Origin of the sequence: Desulfotignum phosphitoxidans DSM 13687 (assembly GCF_000350545.1) — a bacterium.
In the GTDB taxonomy this organism is placed as follows: domain Bacteria; phylum Desulfobacterota; class Desulfobacteria; order Desulfobacterales; family Desulfobacteraceae; genus Desulfotignum; species Desulfotignum phosphitoxidans.
On the sequence record NZ_APJX01000012.1, the window covers coordinates 125,106 to 141,367 of the forward strand.

Genomic DNA, 16,262 nt, shown 5'->3' on the forward strand with positions numbered 1-16,262 from the left:
TGGGTTGGGCAACACTTAATTTCATGTTTGTTCCTGGTGAATTCATTCAAACCGTCAAGCCATATATCTTGGGCACTTATGACCGTCAAATTATTTTACCACGAAGAGCACGAAGATCACGAAGAAGGGCTTCTTCGTGATCTTCGTGGTTTAAAAAAAATCAAATCAATGTAAGTCCATGGTTTATGGTTGCACCCCCCCGGGCATTGATCTATAATCCGATCCAATCATTTAACAGGAGGTAGGGTATTTCTGCTTTAAACACACCGGTTCTCACGGCAGTGGCAGCCGCGGAAAACGGAGACATCTTTGATCTGGAAGGATATGGGGCCGTGGGTTTTTCCGGGGACATGCCTGTGCTGCTGACCCGGTCAGAGACGATTGTTATGCCCCATGGCAGCGAACTGATGATGCTGCCGGACCGGGCGTTGATTGCCTACAACCTGGACCGGGACCGGTTTGAAACCTTGACCCGGAACCCGTATGCGCCGGATGAAAAAATATTTCCTGTGGCCGTGTTCAACTCCCCCGGATATGTGAACCGGCATTTCTGTGCGTATTTTGCGATGGTCGATACCGGGCCTTTACCCCTTTTTTCATACGGGGCCGTGGGATTCGGACGTAGCCGTTTCCGTTCCGCCGCCATTCAGGTGGATACCGAACCCCGGCAGGACCTTCGGCAGATGCCCCGAAACAAAGTGGTCCAGGGGGTCGGACACATGCAGAAAAAATATCCGAACAACCGGTTGATGCGGCATCTGGAAACCTGTGCATTGCAGTATGGATGCCCGGCCGGGAAAAACTTTTTTCTCCAGCGCTATGAAGCGCCCCTGCCCACCTCCCGGGTGTGCAATGCCAACTGCTTAGGATGCATCTCTTTACAGCCCGGCCCCGGCCTGCATGCGTGCCAGGACCGCATCGCGTTCACACCCACAGCCCAAGAGATCGCCCAGGTCGCTTTGGAACATATCCGGCAGGTCCCCAAAGCCGTGGTAAGCTTCGGCCAGGGATGTGAAGGCGAACCTTTGACCGCACACAAAGCCATTGTGCCGGCCGTGCAAATGATCCGGGAACAAACCGGCCAGGGCACCATCAACCTGAACACCAACGCCAGCCTGCCCGAACACGTAAAAACCCTGTGCGAAACCGGGCTGGACAGCATGCGGGTATCCATGAATTCCGTGCGGCAAAAAACCTATACCGCGTATTTCAGACCCAAATCCTATGCATGGGAAGATATGCTCAAAAGCATTGACACGGCCAGGGCCCACAACAAATTTGTGGCCGTCAACTACCTGAACTGCCCGGGGTTCACAGATTCTGAAAAAGAGGCGGCAGCCCTGTTTGAATTCATCCGAAATCATGACATCAACATGATCCAGTGGCGCAACCTGAATTATGATCCCCGACTGTATGTCGATACCATGGAAGCGGTTTCCCCCGGTGGAAAGCCCCTGGGAATGGCGGCATTGATCGAATCGCTGAAACAGACGTTTCCCCGTCTGATCCACGGGTATTTCAACCCGCCAAAGGAGCGGTTTTGAAACAATTTCTGGTCATGGATCAGACTCTTCGGGAAGGCATGCAGTTTCAGGGCGTGGTGTTTTCTTATGATCAGCGCATAAAAATCCTGGAATTTCAGGAAGCCTTGGGCGTGGACATCTGCCAGGCCGGATACCCGTCGGCCCATCCCGGGGAAGCCGCCATGGTCAAAGCATTGGCTGATCATGCCCGGCGTCATAATTTCAACATCAAGGTGGCGGGTTTAGGGCGGGCGTTTCTGCCGGATGCAAAAATTTTAGTGGACACGGGCATCAAAGACATCCATTTTCACCTGCATCTGCCCTCCCATGCCACGGTCAAAGAATCGGAAAAAAAATTATCAGAACTGATTCCTGTCATCGCTTTTGTCCGCAATGCCCGGCCCGATGCCGTCATCAGCCTGGCCATGCTGGACATGGGAAAAACCCCGGCCGATCGATTCAACGCCTGTATCCGGTTTTTGTGCCGAAACCGGCTGGCTGACATCCTGTCATTGCCCGACACCTCGGGCATCATGGCGCCCAACCAGGTGGCGGACCGGATTAGAGATGCCAGGGCCCTGGCCGGGGATATGGCTGTTTCCATCCATTGTCACAATGACCTGGGCATGGCATCGGCCAACTCTGTGATGGGAATTCTGGCCGGGGCAATCGTGCTGGAGGCTTCCGTGTGCGGCATGGGGGAACGCAACGGCATCGGAGACCTGTATCTCACCTCCCGGATCCTGGCGGACCAGAATATCTCATGCCGCTTTGCCTGGGACTCTATCGATCAGGTCCGGGAATATTATTTATATGTGGACGATATTGTCAAACAACAGACCGGCCAGGGCCTGATCCATGCCAAAACGCCTGTGTTCGGGCAGGCGGCCCACACCCATGTGGCCGGCACCCATGCCCAAAATTTATACGGCGCCGGCACCACCCCGGATTTTCACCTGAACCTGTTGTGCGGCAACCATTTGGTGAAAAAATATCTGCAGTGTCACCAAATTAAATTTCATCCGGACCGGATTCCGGCCATCACCGCCGCTGTCAAAGAAATGAGTGCCCAAAAAAACCGGCGCCTGACATGTGAAGAAGTTAAAAAAATAGTTGGGTCTTCAGATTAAATCCATTTTCGGTAAAAAAACAATTTGCAAAAAAAAACCTGATTTGGTTTAATTAGGGTTTAGCTGTTTTATTTAAAAAGGCAAACCCTCACTTATGACGATTGATTTTACAGATATTGTGATCGTGGCCGGCAATTACGGCAGCGGCAAAACCGAAACGGCCGTCAATCTGGCAGCCGCGTGCCGGAGAACCGGCAAATCCGTGGCCATTGCCGATCTGGACCTGGTCAACCCCTATTTCAGAACCCGTGAGGCCAGAATCCCTTTGGAAGCCATGGGCATTCAGGTGGTGCTGCCGGACCGCCAGTACCTGTTTGCCGATCTGCCCATTCTGGCACCGGCCGTGGCGGACATTCTCCGGCAACCCGCGGATGTCACCATTCTGGATGCGGGCGGAGATGATGTGGGGGTCACCGTGCTGGCCTCTCTGGCAGCGGTACTCAAAAACAAACCCGTGCGCATGCTCCAGGTGATCAACGCGTTCCGGCCCTTTACCGGGGATGTGGCCGGGTGCCTGAAAATCCGCAAGGAAATTGAAGCCAGCGGTAAAATCAACATCACGGGCCTGGTATCCAATGCCAACCTGATGGATGACACGTCCGTGGCACACATATATCAGGGATATGACCTGGTCAAACAGGTGTCGGCACACACCGGCCTGCCCGTGGAATTCATCACGGCCACCCCGGAGATCAGGTCACAGCTGGACCTGAACCGGATCACCTGCCCCGTGCTGACCTTAGACCGCCACCTGCTCCCCCCCACCCAGTCACTTAAAACTTAACACTTAAAACTTAAAACTTAAACATAGGAGTCACATACATGGCATTTCAACACATCATTGACGACGAGCGCTGCAAAGGCTGCGGATTGTGCGTCCAATTCTGCCCCAAACATGTGCTGGAAATCACAGACAAGGTCAATGCCAAAGGGCATTTCCCCGTATTCCAGGCCCGGCCGGATGACTGCATCAAATGCGGCATCTGCTGTACCATGTGCCCGGATGTGGCCATCACGATTGTTGAAACCCAGGATGCCTGATCAACGGTTTTAAAAAAATTAACTTCAGATACCAAGGAAAAAAATAATGGCAAAGGTATTGATGAAAGGAAACGAGGCCATCGGCGAGGCTGCCATCCGGGCAGGCTGTAAAAATTATTTTGCATACCCCATCACTCCCCAGTCGGAAGTGGCGGAATATCTGGCAAAACGACTGCCCGAAGAAGGCGGGGTGTTTCTTCAAGGCGAAAGTGAAGTGGCCGTGGGATACATGATTTTCGGGGCCGCCGGGGCCGGCGAGCGGGTCATGACCACCTCTTCGTCCCCGGGCATCAGCCTGATGAGCGAAGCCCTGTCCTATATTGCCGCAGCCCAGTGCCCGGCCGTGTTTGTGAATATCATGCGGGGCGGACCCGGACTCGGCGGTATTCTGCCCTCCCAGGGCGATTATTTCCAGGCCACCAAAGGCGGGGGCCACGGGGATTACCACCTGCTGGTGCTGGCGCCGGACGGGGTCCAGGAAGCTGTGGAAATGACTATGCAGGCGTTCACCCTAGCGGAAAAATACCGGAACCCGGTCATGATCTTAGGAGACGGGCTCATCGGACAGATGATGGAACCCGTGGAGTTCCCCGATGGTTTAAAAACCGAACCCAGCAACAAAGATGACTGGGCCACCAACGGCATGGCGCACCGGAAAAGCAAGAAACGCAATTTGGTGAAATCATTGTTTCTGGATCCCACGGCCCTCAATGACAACAACCTGGCGTTAAAAGCCAAATACGCGCAGATGAAAAAAGAGGAAGTGCAGTATGAACTGGTCAATGCCGACACGGACTACCAGGTGTTGATCACGTCCTACGGCACCATGAGCCGGGTGTGCCGCACGGCCATTGACATGCTCAAGGAAGAAGGGATCGAAGTGGCCATGCTGCGGCCCAAAACCCTGTTCCCGTTTCCGGAAAAAGCCGTGTTTGACGCGTCCGGCAAAGAAAGCTGCCAGGCGGTCATCAGCATCGAGATGAGCATGGGCCAGATGGTGGAGGATGTGGAACGCTGTGTCAAAGGCCGCCTGCCCGTGGAGTTTTATGGCGAATGCGGCGGGGACATTCCGTCACCGGAAAAAATTATCGAAATTATCAAAGCGTTGTTATAGGAGACACCCATGGCAAAAGCATTTTCACGACCCAAGGCACTCTCCGGCACCCATACCCATTATTGTCCCGGATGCACCCACGGCATTGTTCACCGGCTGGTGGCGGAAGCCATTGACGACTTAGGCATTCAGGAAAAAACCGTGGGCATCGCACCTGTCGGGTGTGCTGTGCTGGCATACAATTATTTTGACTGTGATTTTCAGGAAGCGGCCCACGGCCGGGCCCCGGCCATGGCCACGGGCATCAAACGGGTACGTCCCGATCTGATGGTGTTCACCTATCAGGGGGACGGGGACCTGGCGTCCATCGGCATGGGAGAAATCATCCATGCCGCCAACCGCGGCGAGAAATTCACCACTATTTTCATCAACAACGCCATCTACGGCATGACCGGCGGCCAGATGGCTCCCACCACCATGCCTGGCCAGCGGGCCACCACAGCCCCTTTAGGCCGGGACACGGCCCAGACCGGCATGCCCATCCGCATGGCCAACCTGCTGGCTGAACTGGTCACTCCGGGATATATCACCCGCCAGGCCGTACTCAAACCCCAGCAGGTCAACAAGGCCAAAAAAGCCATTAAACAGGCGTTTCAATATCAAATGGAAAACCGGTGTTTCAGTTTTGTGGAAGTGATTTCCACCTGTCCCACCAACTGGGGCATGACCCCTGTGGATGCGTTGAAATGGGCCGAAGATACCCTGCTGCCCTATTATGAGCTGGGTGATTACAAAGTGCCTGAATAAAGGCGTATCCATTTACTTTCACTACCCTAACCCATATGTTTGGAGAAACCCATGCAGACAGAAATAAAATTTGCAGGATTCGGTGGCCAGGGCATCCTGCTCAGCGCAAAACTGCTGGCGTATGCCGCCATGAAGCAGGGATCGTTTGTGGCCTGGATCCCTTCCTACGGTCCTGAGATGCGCGGCGGCACGGCCTATTGCACCGTGGTGATCAGTGACCGGCTCATCGGATCGCCCATCATCAAAAACCCCACCCACCTGGTGGCCATGAACCGGCCGTCCCTGGAAAAGTTTGAAAACGACGTCAAACCCGGCGGCATCATCTTCATCAATTCCTCTTTGATCCCCGTGACCAGTCAGCGCACGGACGTCACCCAGCTGGTGGTGCCGGTCAATGATATCGCCATCAAGGCCGGGTCCGTGCGGGCCGCCAATATTGTCGCGTTGAGCGCGTTTGCCGCCAAAAGCAACCTGGTGGACCTGGAACTGCTCAAAGAATGTGTGAAAAATGAGTTTGCCGCCAAACCCAAAATCATTCCGCTGAACATGGAAGCATTTGATTTAGGCGTCAAAAGCGCGCAAACCGATTAACCAAACCGGAACCGGGGTCAGGCCTGCGTTATTGTAGTTGTTGCGGTGTCTTGCAACAACTACAATAACGCAGGCCTGACCCCCCACAAAGGGGGACCGCCATGATCCGAATTGAAATTTCCTTGTTTCTGAAAAATGTGCCCGGCGAGCTGGCAAGGCTCACCGACCTGTTTGGACAGGCTGACATCAATATCGACGCCATCACCATTCAGGATGCGTCCGCCTATGTCCAGAACCTGTTCGAAGCCCGGGGGAAATCGCTGAAACGCCTGGCATCTTCAGCCAGCTACAGCTCCATGCGCAAGGATTCCGCCGACTTTGCCCTGGTCCGCCTGCTCACGGGAAACCCGGATGCCGCCGTTGCTTTGTTAAAGGAAAACGATTTTCTGTTTGACACCAAAGAAGTGGTGGCCGTGGATATCACCAACAAACCCGGTGAATTTGCCAAAATCGCCAAAAAATTCGGCGAAGAACAGATCAACATCAATTATGTGTATGGATCCGTGTCAGATGCAGACGGCAAATGCCTGTTCGTGTTCTGCCCCGAGGATGTGGCATACGCGGCCTCGTTTTTTGAATAACCATGGGAGTCCGGAGTAAGCTGCGGACGAGCCATCTGGTCATTGTCGGTGGGATTCTGGCGCTGTTTCTGGCGGCGGGATGGTTTGATCAGCCCCGGCCCGTGGTGGCGTTTCTGGAACAGAAAGGGCTGGACCTGCGGTTCAGGCTGCGGGGAGAACGCCCCCCCACGGGGCAGGTGGTGGTGGCCGGGATCGAGACCCGGGGAATTGAGGCCTATGGCCGGTGGCCCTGGCCCCGGTCCGTGTTTGCCCAGCTGCTGGTGCGGCTCAAGGATTACGGGGCCCAAACCGTGGTGTTTGACCTGTTGTTTCCCGAACCCGAAGAAAACCGGACCCGGCCCGTGCTGGAATCTTTGCAGCAAAGCTTTGTCCAGCTGGGACTGAAAAATCAAGATTTCCCCAACCAGATTTTTCACGATGAAATGGATCAGCTCCTGGCCGAATCGGATAATGATGCTTTGTTTTCCGAAGCCCTGGCATGGAGCGGGAACGGGATTCTGGGCACGGCATTTGAAGGGATCCGGGATGACCGGGATTTTTCTGCGTCCCGGTCCCTGGTGCCCACAAAAAAAACCCGGCTCCTGGAACCGGTTCCGGACCTGAAAAATGCGGCCCGGGGGCTTGGATTTGTCAACATATTTCCGGACAGTGACGGCACCATCCGCCGGGTCCGGCTGGTGAACAAAGACCATCTTTGCCTGGCCCTGGCCGGAGCGGCCCATTATCTGGACACCGTGGTCCGGGCCGGGGACGGCCGGGTGGTGCTTACGCCCCGCTTGCCGTCCGCAGACCCGGACCTGCCGGATCAAGGGATCCTTGTTCCGGATGCCGCCCGTTCAGAACGCCGTCTGGCCACGGACGGGCACGGCAATGTACGCCTGAATTTTTACGGCCTGGATCCCGGATTCGACCGGGTCTCCATTGCAGACATCATTGACGGGGCGATTTCGCCGGACCGGCTGGCGGGCAAGGTGGTGATCGTCGGTGCCATGGCCACGGGTATCGGGGATATCTGGCCCACCCCTCTGACCAGTGAAATCCCCGGTGTGTTCATTCAGGCCACCCTGCTGGACAATATTCTGGAAAACCGGCTGTTGCAGACTCTTCCGCACATGCGCTGGGTTAAAACCGGATCCATACTGGTCCTGGTCCTGCTGCCCTTAGGGTTCATGATGCTGTTTACGCCCATGGCATCTCTGGCAGCCGGGGTGGTGCTCATGGGAACCTATGCGGCAGGGGTTCAATACCTGTTCCAGACCCGGGATCTGGTCTGGCCCCTGATGCTGCCCCTGGGGGCCGGGCTGACCACGGTGGCGGCCCTGCTGATCACCAATTTTGCCGCAGAGATCCGCCAGCACCGGTGGGTGAAAACGTCTTTTTCCCGGTACTTAAGCCCGGCCGTCATCGATATTCTGATCCGGCACCCGGACCAGCTCACCCTGGGGGGAGAGGAAAAAGAACTCACCGTTCTCATGGCGGATATCCGCAATTTCACCACCTTGTCCGAATCTTTGTCCCCTTCCGGGCTCATCGAACTGCTCAACCGGTATCTGGGCACGCTCACGGATGTGATCCTTGAAAACGGCGGCACCCTGGACAAATACATGGGCGATGCCATCATGGCGTTTTTCGGCGCCCCTCTGGATGACACCCGCCATCCGCAAAAAGCCTGCCTGACCGCCATTCGCATGTTTGAACGCCTGGAACAGCTTCAGGCGGAATGGGAACGCCAGGGGGTCCCGATCCTGTCTCTGGGCATGGGCTTGAGCACCGGGCAGATGGTGGTGGGAAACCTGGGTTCCCGGCGCCGGTTCGACTATTCTGTGATCGGGGACAACGTGAACCTGGCCTCCCGTCTGGAAGGGTTGTGCAAAATTTATGGGGTAAAGATCATCATTCCGGAACAGACCCGGATGCATCTGGACGGCGCATTTGTGTGCCGGGAGCTGGACCGGGTCCGGGTCAAGGGACGGCAGGCCCCTGTGACGATTTATGAACTGATCGGCCAAAAAAAAATGGGAGATCCGGTTTTTACATGGATCTCCCACTTTGAAAACGGCCTGGCCTGTTACCGGAACCAGGACTTTGGCACGGCCATCCGCCATTTTGAAGACGTCCTGGGTGCAAAGCCAAAAGACCGGCCCGCCCGATTGTTCATCACCCGGTGCCGCACCCTGATACAGACGCCTGAAACCTGTTCCCCGCTTCTTGAAACCGATGAATGGGACGGGGTCTGGACTTTCACAGAAAAATAACGACCACAGAGAAAGCCGGACCCCATCATTTTACACGGGGCTGGGCGGGTCCGTATCATCTTCCTGCTCATCCGGCGGAAGGGGTTGTTCCGGCTCCTCTGCCGGTTCTTCTGCAGGCGCTTCTTCTTGCTCGGGTTCGTCCACTGCTTCTTCAGCGTCTTCTTCAGCCTCTTCTTCAGCCGGTTCATCGACCGGTTCTTCCGCCGGCATCAGCGTATTGGTCTGTTCAATGCTTTCATCTAAAGATTGAATGGCATTGTCTATGGTTTGCGACTGCTGCCGGGTGTTTTCAATGGCGGCGTCTGCGCCGGGATCATCGTCAGCCACGGCCTGTGCAGCCTCGCTCTGGCTCTGAGCCACGTCTTTGACGACACTGGAGGCATCTTCCGCTGTTCTGGCCGCTTGAACGGCTGCGTCTGCCGTGTCTTCGTTTTGGGCCAGCACAATGGCATTTTGTGACGATTGCGTGGATTTTTCAGCGGCAGCCAGTGTACTTTCCGTTGTGCCTGCCAGGCCCTGCATCTTGGCTGCACCTTCCTGGTTGTCCCGGGCCACCATCATGGCCGAAGTATTGGTTGTCTTGACGGTTTCAGCCAGGGCATCCACCGTGTTGCCGGCCGTATTGGCGACAGATGCCGCCGCAGCCAGCTGTTTGTCCGTGGTGGCTTTGCCGGCCAGTTCCACGGCCGTGGCAGCCGTATCCACGGCTTGCCCCGCCAGGTCCACGGCCCGGTCATTCTGGTCTTTGGCGGCCTGGGCCAGCGCAATGCCGGCCTGGTCCCCTTTGATGGTTGCCAGCACCAGGCTGATATCCGCTTTGGTGGATTCCTGGGTGGTCTTTACAAAGGTATCGGCGGTCTGGGATGTTTTTTCACTGATCGCCTTCACCTGAGCCCGGGTGTCTTCGGACCCGGTTTTCTGGGCCGCCGCTTTCTGGGCTTCCGCTTTTTGCGCTTTTTCAATTTTCTGCTGAATCCCCTGAAGGATCGGCGTGATCACGGCCAGTGTCTGCATGACCTGGGCCTGCACCTGGGGATCCAGATTGGCGGAAAAAGTCCGGATTTCCGCCTGGATTTCCTGAACATTGGACAACGGATTGTCCGCCTGGTCTGCTGAATTCAGCGATGCCGTCCAGGTGGGTGAATTCAATGCGTTTTCCAGGGCCAGTATCTGGGGAACCAGTTCCTGAAAAATACCGGAAGTTTCCATGTTTCCTTCGTAGAGTTCGCCCTGGGAGGTACCGCCCTCATCCGCACCAAAATAGCCCCCCGTTCCCCGAAGCGCGGCCACGGCCATGGGCATTTCAATGCGGGTCTGCCGATCGGCAAGGGGCTGTTCCTCATACTTGGTCCGCCCCAGCATCACCCGGATCTTGCGGATTCTCATCTGATCCGATGCCGCTGTTTCCGTGGCCTGGATCTGATCAATGGCCCGGATACTGGAAAACGGATCCACGGTCATGGTAGCCCCGTCCTTGAACTGAACCAGGGCCGATCCCTCTTTTGTGACAATCTTTGCCCCGGAGTACAAAGACATGCCCGGCTCCGGTGCCACCCATTCTTCCGCATTCTTGATCATCACTTCACCTGAGAATTCTTTTAATGTGGCAAAAGATCCGACGGCACCCGCCGTTCCCTGAAAAATCAGAAACAAAGCAAAGACCGCCAGCCAGCAGACACATCCCGGCAATCTCTTATCCAGCAAACGTTTCATGGCAAATCTCCTTTTTGAGTGTGAGGCAGGCTTTCCATTTTTTTCTGCCTGATATCATTGAGTATTTATTCACACAGAAAAAAGGCTTTGTCAATGTACATTATCCCTGATATTACAGATCATGATACTCACGGCTGGTTTCAAAAAATGCATCCGTTACCTTACCTTTGGCAATACCTGGTACTCTTCTGGTAACTTGTTTTAAAGGAACAGTTCCCGGGTGGCAAACCCTTTCAACGACGAACTCCGGGATGACCGCTTCCGCCCCGCCTTTGACCGCATCGCTTCGAGCACCAGCACAATCCCGCCCAGGGCCACCATGGCCTGAATCACCGTCTGTGCCCAGGCATGAACCGACCCTCGAAATAACGGCGCAGCCGCGATCATCAAGCAAATAATCAAAAAAGCGGGATTTTTCATAGTTTCCGGGTCATTTGCGTGGTCAGCGGCGGCCGCGGCTCCCCATCACAAACAGGCTGTAATATATTTTAAAACGTCTTTGAGTGTAATGACGTCGCTTTCTTCAACGAGATTTTTTTTATGCATATGATTAGGGAACGTTTTCAAATTTTTATGATGCGGTGCATTTTGACATACGAGCCGGTTTCCCAAAACTTGAAATCGACAATTCTGTATGACAGAACTATGGGAGAACAATCAAGTAAACTGAATACTCCCATTTCTAAGGTCTTTGATCCGCAGGTTTATACTGTCCAGGTAACACTTGTAAGCTTTCCACTCCATATAATCATCGTAATGGATGAAATTTTCTTCATTGCTGCGCACCATTTTTTCAAATTGATCAAAATCTTTATTATATTTTTTATGAAAAAATGCCACTTTTTCTTCAGTCTTATGTTTTTCCGAATATGCTTCCACAAGCAGCAGCGTAGAAACATGTTTTTTATCGACAGTCACCATTTTGACACCTCACCAGTTCTTTTTTTACAAACTCATTTCATAATAATACCCTCGACGATCCCTTTTGGCAACCTCAATAACACCCACAAGATACCCCCCCCCAATAACTACAATAAAGCAGGCCTGGACACCCAACCCCTGCCCGGGGATCAGGATATCCGCCCAAACCGGGAAATGATCCCCCGGACTCTTCGGGATCACCCGGGCGTTTTTCCGTCCAAGGGCGGCGGAGACAAACAGAAAATCGATCCTGGGCGCGATGGGAAAATCCAGCTTGGTATAAGTGCCTTTGAAATAATCCCGGGAGACCGGCACCCGGTCATTTCCCGGAGTGACGAACCCGACCCGGTCCAGGTGCACGTTCACCACCCACACCCGGGTGCCGTGCATGTCAATGTCCACGGCAACGGCACCGGCACCCCGCAGTCCCGGATAAACGCGGCCACCTGGTCACTGTCCAGAGGCTTGCTCCCCACGATCTCCCCGATATTGCAGGTCATGATACTGACGTCCTGTTTCATTTCATCCCCTGTCCTGTTCAGGGCAAACCCCATGGGCAGCCCGATCAGTGCCAGGATCAGTACCCCTGAAACAATCAACCCTTTTGCACGACGATGAAGATGCCAATTCATTTTTGATACTGACCCCCTAATAATGAGTTGACAATCATGGTTAAGCCAGCTAAGCTAACCTTTAATAATATCCAATAACATCCGACCAAAGAGAGGTATCCAAATGGAAGTGATAAATATTTTTGATGCCAAGAACAAACTTTCCAAACTGATATCCGATATTGAAACAAAAAACACATCTTATCTGATATGCCGCAATGGAAAACCCGTTGCTGAAATAGTCGCACACAAGGCCAAAAACCGGTTAAAAGGCTCTCCCGAACTGCATGTTGATATAAACGGGGCGCTTTTTGACGATGATATGAGCGGAGACTTTGAATGTCTGCAATAATGCTTGACACCTGTGGATTGATCTGGCTTGTAAACGGAGGCGGCAGGATTTCACAAGACACATTGAAATCAATTGAAAAAGCCGATATTGTCTATGTAAGTGCCGCAACCGCATTGGAAGTCGGATGCAAAGCGGCCATAAAAAATCTCGAACTGCCCATGGATGCGGAAAAATGGTATGAAAAGGTTCTTTCAATCCACGATCTTGTTGAAATACCGGTAACCGGTAAAATTGCATTATTCTCAGCCTCCCTACCGCTTATTCACAAAGATCCGGCCGACAGAATTATTATCGCTACTGCCATTTTAAACCGTCTTCCTGTTGTAACGCATGACAGCCGGTTCCACCGATATTCAGTTGAAGTCCTCAGGTAATCGCGAAAATGGTGTCCGATCAGCAATCGGGGTCATCACCTCTGCTCGGCCCAATACCCAATCCCCCAACAATTATTTTTCCAGGTGATAGCCTGCCCGCAAAAATTTGTGACAAAATGCAAGAAACACATATGCAAAAACGTGAAGATCTTTGAAAAACTCGTTGTTATTTCGTGAAATAACAATCGCGCTAATTCTTAAAAGCCGCTTTTTGCCCCCAAAAAGTGCACTCTAAGCCCATTTCAGCCCTTATATTAAGCATCATTAGCTGTAAAAACAATAAGTTGCCAGGGTCAGACCCCCTTTACCGGTTGCTTGTTGTTGACAACTTATGATAAACATAGACCATGGAAATTCTTCAGATGCCTAAATTTAAGAAATTCGCTAAAAAGCTTCCACGACACCTCCAGCAGGTTTTGTTGGATGCGGTGGAAGATGTTATTTCACAAAAAAATAAAGGATCAACATGTTAACAGCAGAACAGGTAATAAAAGAAATATACCTCCTTCCAATGGAAGAGAGAAAAAAAATTGCACGTCACATCATAGAGTTCGGAATCAGAAACTTTCATAACGATGTGCCTGAAATTCTGGACGTTGAAGCGTGGCAAAGCGAAATAGCAAGCAAGCCGTTTAATCTGAAGCAAGCATCAGAATACCTTGGGATATCAACTGTGACACTCAGAAGATGGATCAAAGCAGGGCGAATATCAGCCTACAAGATCGGCAGAGCATATTCACTGGATGTATCCACGCTTAAGAACTTCAAGAAAAAAAATTTGTCATAGAATTTAATTTCCAAATTCCGGGATCAGCCCAGAGCTCGGGAGTCAGCCAACTTAACACTTAACACTTAAAACTCCCAACAACTACAATAACGCAGGCCTGACCCCGCACCCGGTGCGAAGGGATTCTCTGGCTGCGAAGGTACAGGCCGTGGTCAGGGCCAGGGAGTCAAAGGGGATGGGGGAAGGGGCGCCGGTTTGAACCGCTTCCAGAAAGGCGGCGATCTCTTCGCTGAACCCTTTTTTCTGGCTGCCTTTGAGGCGTTTTTTGCCGCGCCGGCCCATGCACCTTGTGGTGCAGAAATTGTCCATCACGGCGGCGGACTCATCGGCAAACACTTCGCAGTATTCCTTGGCAAGATCGGACGGCCCCACGGCCACATAACAGATCTGGGCCACGGACCCGTCCCTGTACTTGACGGCAATGGTCACATTGTCCTCAGCCTTCAGCGAGGCATTGGTGCTGTCCACGCACATGGCCTGGACCGCCACGGGGTCGGCCCCGATCACAAAAGAGGCAAAATCAATAAAATGGCAGACCTCTCCCACAATGCGGCCCCCGCCCACCTCCGGGTCCTGGACCCAGACATCCGGGGGGATGATCCCGGCATTGACCCGGTAATTGACCATCATGGGGGTCTGGCGGCCAGGGCCAGCCTCTGTCAGCTGGTATTTTTGCAATTTACTTCTGGGTTTCTCGGGAATGGTCATTTCAAGCAACCCTGTTTTCAAAGCCGGCTTCAAAAAGGTTTTATAAAAATATTTTCTGTCTCTTATTCCAAGTTTCTCCTGCAACTGTTCGCGCCCTGCCGGTTTTTCACAGCACAGCAGTAACTTCTCAACATGAGGGGTAACATGGGGGGTATCATGGGGGGTAATGGGAGAGGACGTCGATCCAATCTGATACAGCTCAGCCTTAAAAAAATCACCGATCTCCTCAATTTTGAACTCAATTTCCTTACAATATCTGAAGGACTCTTGTAATCCCGGTGCACCACTGCATTCAACAAAAGCTCTCGAAGCGCTTCCATGGGATACTGCCAGCACTCCCGGCGCTCCCGGCGCTCAAGACTGCCATCAAAGTGATAGGAAAGATTGACATGTTTCTTGATAAACGTCAGCGCCTCCTCAACGGCCGACAACCACTGACCCCGAACTTCATCAGACCCCGCTAACAAAATCGGCCAGACGATTGCCGGTTCGAATTCCGCTAACGGCTTTGAAGTGTTCATCAAAGGTAAAAACCGTCAATTTGTATTGAACTGCTGTTGCAGCAATCCATAAATCATTCGTAGGGATAGGCTTTCCTTTTTGCCGCAATTCTTTGTATATGTGTGCATAATGTTCTGCGGTTTCGTGATCGACTGCGATAATTTTTACACGGGAAGATTGTAAAAACTTTTCCAATTCCCCTCTATTCAATGATTCTCGATTACCTACAGCAAAGCCGGATAACAGTTCGCCGAGAACAGTAGAATTGATTCCAATGAAAGGAGAAGACCTGATAATCTCGACAGATGCCATATCACCCCGCTTGAAGGAAGCATAGGCATTTGTGTCAATGAGAATGTTTTCTACTGCCATAAGCCTTCGTCGACCTGATTGAACTTGTCAATTGTCTGGAGAAATTCATCTGCCTCTTTTTTGCTCCATGTCCCTGCCAGTGAATCAAGGTCATGATACTGCGTCAACTCAATTGAATTTTTGTCTGATTTCATCTGATCGTGAATAAGTTTAACAATCAAATCTTCTAAATTAACATTTAACTGTTTTGCTTTTTGGTTTATCCACTTGATAGAAAGTTCATCATGAATCGTAATTGTTTTTGTCATAAACACCTCACATGTTTTTTAAACCCATGACAAAATAATACCCTCGGCAAACATTTTTAGCAACCCAAATGAGCCCAGTGCTCAGGAGTCAGCCAACTTAAAACTTAACACTTAAAACTCCCAACAACTACAATAACGCAGGCCTGATAATCATATAAAGGGCGTAGCAAAAAACAACCGTTGACATTTGCTACTATTAAACTGCGTGGAAGCCAGCTTTCCAAGGGAATTTTTGGGGTTCCCCTGGAAAGCTGGCCGAAGCACTATTAAAAAATGAGAAGGCACCTCCCTAATTATAGCAGCGATTGCTATAATACCAGTTATTATTAACATATAGGATTTAGGAGGTGCCCAATGAAATATTACGCCGGAATTGATTTGCATTCAAGTAATAATTATATCGGTATCATCGATGAGAAGGACAAGCGGGTATTCGGCAAGCGGATCAGCAACGATCTGCCGGATGTCCTCTCGGTACTGGAACCGTTCAAAAGCAACCTGGATGGCGTTGTGGTGGAATCAACCTATAACTGGTACTGGCTGGTGGATGGCCTGCAAAATCACGGCTATCAGGTTCATCTGGCCAACCCATCCGCTGTCAAGCAGTATGAAGGATTAAAGTACACCGATGACCGGTGGGACTCCTTCTGGCTGGCCCATATGAAACGATTGAACATATTGCCTGAAGGGTAC

Annotated in this window: 22 protein-coding genes; 13 read left to right on the plus strand and 9 right to left on the minus strand. The window is 52.3% G+C overall.

The window, feature by feature from the left end:
* The first annotated feature begins 281 nt into the window (after window positions 1–281).
* From DPO_RS20435 to DPO_RS20475, 9 genes are all read left to right on the plus strand, one after another.
* Window positions 282–1,544, plus strand: a complete 1,263-nt coding sequence (locus DPO_RS20435; protein WP_006968277.1) for a radical SAM protein — start codon at window positions 282–284, stop codon at window positions 1,542–1,544.
* Window positions 1,541–2,653, plus strand: a complete 1,113-nt coding sequence (locus DPO_RS20440; protein WP_006968278.1) for a 2-isopropylmalate synthase LeuA — start codon at window positions 1,541–1,543, stop codon at window positions 2,651–2,653. The genes DPO_RS20435 and DPO_RS20440 overlap by 4 nt, the downstream gene beginning before the upstream one ends.
* A 94-nt stretch (window positions 2,654–2,747) precedes the next feature.
* Entirely contained in the window at window positions 2,748–3,437 is a 690-nt protein-coding gene (locus tag DPO_RS20445; protein WP_006968279.1) for a nucleotide-binding protein, read from the plus strand.
* Window positions 3,438–3,475: 38 nt separating this feature from the next.
* Window positions 3,476–3,694 (plus strand): 4Fe-4S dicluster domain-containing protein, encoded by a 219-nt coding sequence (locus tag DPO_RS20450; protein ID WP_006968280.1) that lies wholly within the window; start codon window positions 3,476–3,478, stop codon window positions 3,692–3,694.
* Window positions 3,695–3,740: 46 nt separating this feature from the next.
* Window positions 3,741–4,808: a 3-methyl-2-oxobutanoate dehydrogenase subunit VorB gene (gene vorB, locus DPO_RS20455; protein ID WP_006968281.1), complete on the plus strand. Its 1,068-nt coding sequence runs from the start codon at window positions 3,741–3,743 to the stop codon at window positions 4,806–4,808.
* A 9-nt stretch (window positions 4,809–4,817) separates the two neighbouring features.
* The gene (locus DPO_RS20460) at window positions 4,818–5,555 is read left to right on the plus strand and encodes a thiamine pyrophosphate-dependent enzyme (protein ID WP_006968282.1); all 738 of its coding nucleotides are present in this window, start codon (window positions 4,818–4,820) and stop codon (window positions 5,553–5,555) included.
* A 51-nt stretch (window positions 5,556–5,606) separates the two neighbouring features.
* Window positions 5,607–6,146 carry a 2-oxoacid:acceptor oxidoreductase family protein gene (locus DPO_RS20465; protein ID WP_006968283.1) on the plus strand — a complete coding sequence of 180 codons (540 nt, stop codon included), beginning with the start codon at window positions 5,607–5,609 and terminating at the stop codon, window positions 6,144–6,146.
* Window positions 6,147–6,247: 101 nt separating this feature from the next.
* Entirely contained in the window at window positions 6,248–6,727 is a 480-nt protein-coding gene (locus DPO_RS20470) for a hypothetical protein (RefSeq protein ID WP_006968284.1), read from the plus strand.
* Between the two features lie 2 nt (window positions 6,728–6,729).
* Entirely contained in the window at window positions 6,730–8,982 is a 2,253-nt protein-coding gene (locus tag DPO_RS20475; RefSeq protein ID WP_006968285.1) for a CHASE2 domain-containing protein, read from the plus strand.
* Between the two features lie 30 nt (window positions 8,983–9,012).
* Here the strand turns inward: DPO_RS20475 and DPO_RS24185 are convergent, their stop codons facing one another.
* The 6 genes from DPO_RS24185 to DPO_RS20500 all read right to left on the minus strand — a co-directional run bounded on the left by DPO_RS24185 (window position 9,013) and on the right by DPO_RS20500 (window position 12,248).
* On the minus strand, window positions 9,013–10,695 hold the full coding sequence (locus DPO_RS24185) for a methyl-accepting chemotaxis protein (RefSeq protein WP_006968286.1): 1,683 nt from the start codon (window positions 10,693–10,695) through the stop codon (window positions 9,013–9,015).
* A gap of 201 nt (window positions 10,696–10,896) precedes the next feature.
* Window positions 10,897–11,082 (minus strand): hypothetical protein, encoded by a 186-nt coding sequence (locus DPO_RS20485; RefSeq protein ID WP_006968287.1) that lies wholly within the window; start codon window positions 11,080–11,082, stop codon window positions 10,897–10,899.
* Between the two features lie 78 nt (window positions 11,083–11,160).
* A complete protein-coding gene (locus tag DPO_RS26215; protein ID WP_236610012.1) occupies window positions 11,161–11,241 on the minus strand; it encodes a hypothetical protein in 81 nt (26 codons plus the stop codon).
* 111 nt (window positions 11,242–11,352) lie between these two features.
* Complete coding sequence (locus DPO_RS20490; protein ID WP_006968288.1) at window positions 11,353–11,616, minus strand: hypothetical protein; 264 nt, start codon at window positions 11,614–11,616, stop codon at window positions 11,353–11,355.
* 24 nt (window positions 11,617–11,640) lie between these two features.
* Window positions 11,641–12,018, minus strand: a complete 378-nt coding sequence (locus tag DPO_RS20495; protein ID WP_160166935.1) for an endonuclease/exonuclease/phosphatase family protein — start codon at window positions 12,016–12,018, stop codon at window positions 11,641–11,643.
* The gene (locus DPO_RS20500) at window positions 11,979–12,248 is read right to left on the minus strand and encodes a hypothetical protein (protein WP_006968290.1); all 270 of its coding nucleotides are present in this window, start codon (window positions 12,246–12,248) and stop codon (window positions 11,979–11,981) included. The genes DPO_RS20495 and DPO_RS20500 overlap by 40 nt, the downstream gene beginning before the upstream one ends.
* A 103-nt stretch (window positions 12,249–12,351) precedes the next feature.
* Between DPO_RS20500 and DPO_RS26785 the strand changes: the two genes are divergently transcribed.
* The 3 genes from DPO_RS26785 (at window position 12,352) to DPO_RS20515 (ending at window position 13,740) form a co-directional block, all read left to right on the plus strand.
* Window positions 12,352–12,579, plus strand: a complete 228-nt coding sequence (locus DPO_RS26785) for a type II toxin-antitoxin system Phd/YefM family antitoxin (protein WP_006968291.1) — start codon at window positions 12,352–12,354, stop codon at window positions 12,577–12,579.
* On the plus strand, window positions 12,567–12,953 hold the full coding sequence (locus DPO_RS24190; RefSeq protein ID WP_006968292.1) for a type II toxin-antitoxin system VapC family toxin: 387 nt from the start codon (window positions 12,567–12,569) through the stop codon (window positions 12,951–12,953). Before DPO_RS26785 ends, DPO_RS24190 begins: the two co-directional genes overlap by 13 nt.
* A 466-nt stretch (window positions 12,954–13,419) precedes the next feature.
* Window positions 13,420–13,740 carry an excisionase family DNA-binding protein gene (locus DPO_RS20515; RefSeq protein WP_006968293.1) on the plus strand — a complete coding sequence of 107 codons (321 nt, stop codon included), beginning with the start codon at window positions 13,420–13,422 and terminating at the stop codon, window positions 13,738–13,740.
* A gap of 81 nt (window positions 13,741–13,821) precedes the next feature.
* Here DPO_RS20515 and DPO_RS20520 read toward each other — a convergent pair whose 3' ends face one another.
* From DPO_RS20520 to DPO_RS20530, 3 genes are all read right to left on the minus strand, one after another.
* Window positions 13,822–14,784, minus strand: a complete 963-nt coding sequence (locus DPO_RS20520; protein ID WP_006968294.1) for a Gfo/Idh/MocA family protein — start codon at window positions 14,782–14,784, stop codon at window positions 13,822–13,824.
* A 114-nt stretch (window positions 14,785–14,898) separates the two neighbouring features.
* Window positions 14,899–15,321, minus strand: a complete 423-nt coding sequence (locus tag DPO_RS20525; RefSeq protein ID WP_006968295.1) for a type II toxin-antitoxin system VapC family toxin — start codon at window positions 15,319–15,321, stop codon at window positions 14,899–14,901.
* Complete coding sequence (locus DPO_RS20530) at window positions 15,312–15,569, minus strand: hypothetical protein (protein ID WP_006968296.1); 258 nt, start codon at window positions 15,567–15,569, stop codon at window positions 15,312–15,314. The genes DPO_RS20525 and DPO_RS20530 overlap by 10 nt, the downstream gene beginning before the upstream one ends.
* A gap of 354 nt (window positions 15,570–15,923) precedes the next feature.
* On the opposite strand from DPO_RS20530, the gene DPO_RS20535 reads away from it, so the two are divergent.
* On the plus strand, window positions 15,924–16,262 hold a 339-nt coding region (locus DPO_RS20535; RefSeq protein ID WP_040012152.1), incomplete at its 3' end, for an IS110 family transposase.

Bases quoted from the DNA above. Each gene is read 5' to 3' on its own strand.
- DPO_RS20445 (WP_006968279.1), top strand. From the start codon at position 2,748: ATGACGATTGATTTTACAGATATTGTGATCGTGGCCGGCAATTACGGC.
- DPO_RS20450 (WP_006968280.1), top strand. From the start codon at position 3,476: ATGGCATTTCAACACATCATTGACGACGAGCGCTGCAAAGGCTGCGGA.
- vorB (WP_006968281.1), top strand. From the start codon at position 3,741: ATGGCAAAGGTATTGATGAAAGGAAACGAGGCCATCGGCGAGGCTGCC.
- DPO_RS20460 (WP_006968282.1), top strand. From the start codon at position 4,818: ATGGCAAAAGCATTTTCACGACCCAAGGCACTCTCCGGCACCCATACC.
- DPO_RS20465 (WP_006968283.1), top strand. From the start codon at position 5,607: ATGCAGACAGAAATAAAATTTGCAGGATTCGGTGGCCAGGGCATCCTG.
- DPO_RS20470 (WP_006968284.1), top strand. From the start codon at position 6,248: ATGATCCGAATTGAAATTTCCTTGTTTCTGAAAAATGTGCCCGGCGAG.
- DPO_RS20475 (WP_006968285.1), top strand. From the start codon at position 6,730: ATGGGAGTCCGGAGTAAGCTGCGGACGAGCCATCTGGTCATTGTCGGT.
- DPO_RS24185 (WP_006968286.1), bottom strand. From the start codon at position 10,695: ATGAAACGTTTGCTGGATAAGAGATTGCCGGGATGTGTCTGCTGGCTG.
- DPO_RS20485 (WP_006968287.1), bottom strand. From the start codon at position 11,082: ATGATCGCGGCTGCGCCGTTATTTCGAGGGTCGGTTCATGCCTGGGCA.
- DPO_RS26215 (WP_236610012.1), bottom strand. From the start codon at position 11,241: ATGCATAAAAAAAATCTCGTTGAAGAAAGCGACGTCATTACACTCAAA.
- DPO_RS20490 (WP_006968288.1), bottom strand. From the start codon at position 11,616: ATGGTGACTGTCGATAAAAAACATGTTTCTACGCTGCTGCTTGTGGAA.
- DPO_RS20500 (WP_006968290.1), bottom strand. From the start codon at position 12,248: ATGAATTGGCATCTTCATCGTCGTGCAAAAGGGTTGATTGTTTCAGGG.
- DPO_RS26785 (WP_006968291.1), top strand. From the start codon at position 12,352: ATGGAAGTGATAAATATTTTTGATGCCAAGAACAAACTTTCCAAACTG.
- DPO_RS24190 (WP_006968292.1), top strand. From the start codon at position 12,567: ATGTCTGCAATAATGCTTGACACCTGTGGATTGATCTGGCTTGTAAAC.
- DPO_RS20515 (WP_006968293.1), top strand. From the start codon at position 13,420: ATGTTAACAGCAGAACAGGTAATAAAAGAAATATACCTCCTTCCAATG.
- DPO_RS20525 (WP_006968295.1), bottom strand. From the start codon at position 15,321: ATGGCAGTAGAAAACATTCTCATTGACACAAATGCCTATGCTTCCTTC.
- DPO_RS20530 (WP_006968296.1), bottom strand. From the start codon at position 15,569: ATGACAAAAACAATTACGATTCATGATGAACTTTCTATCAAGTGGATA.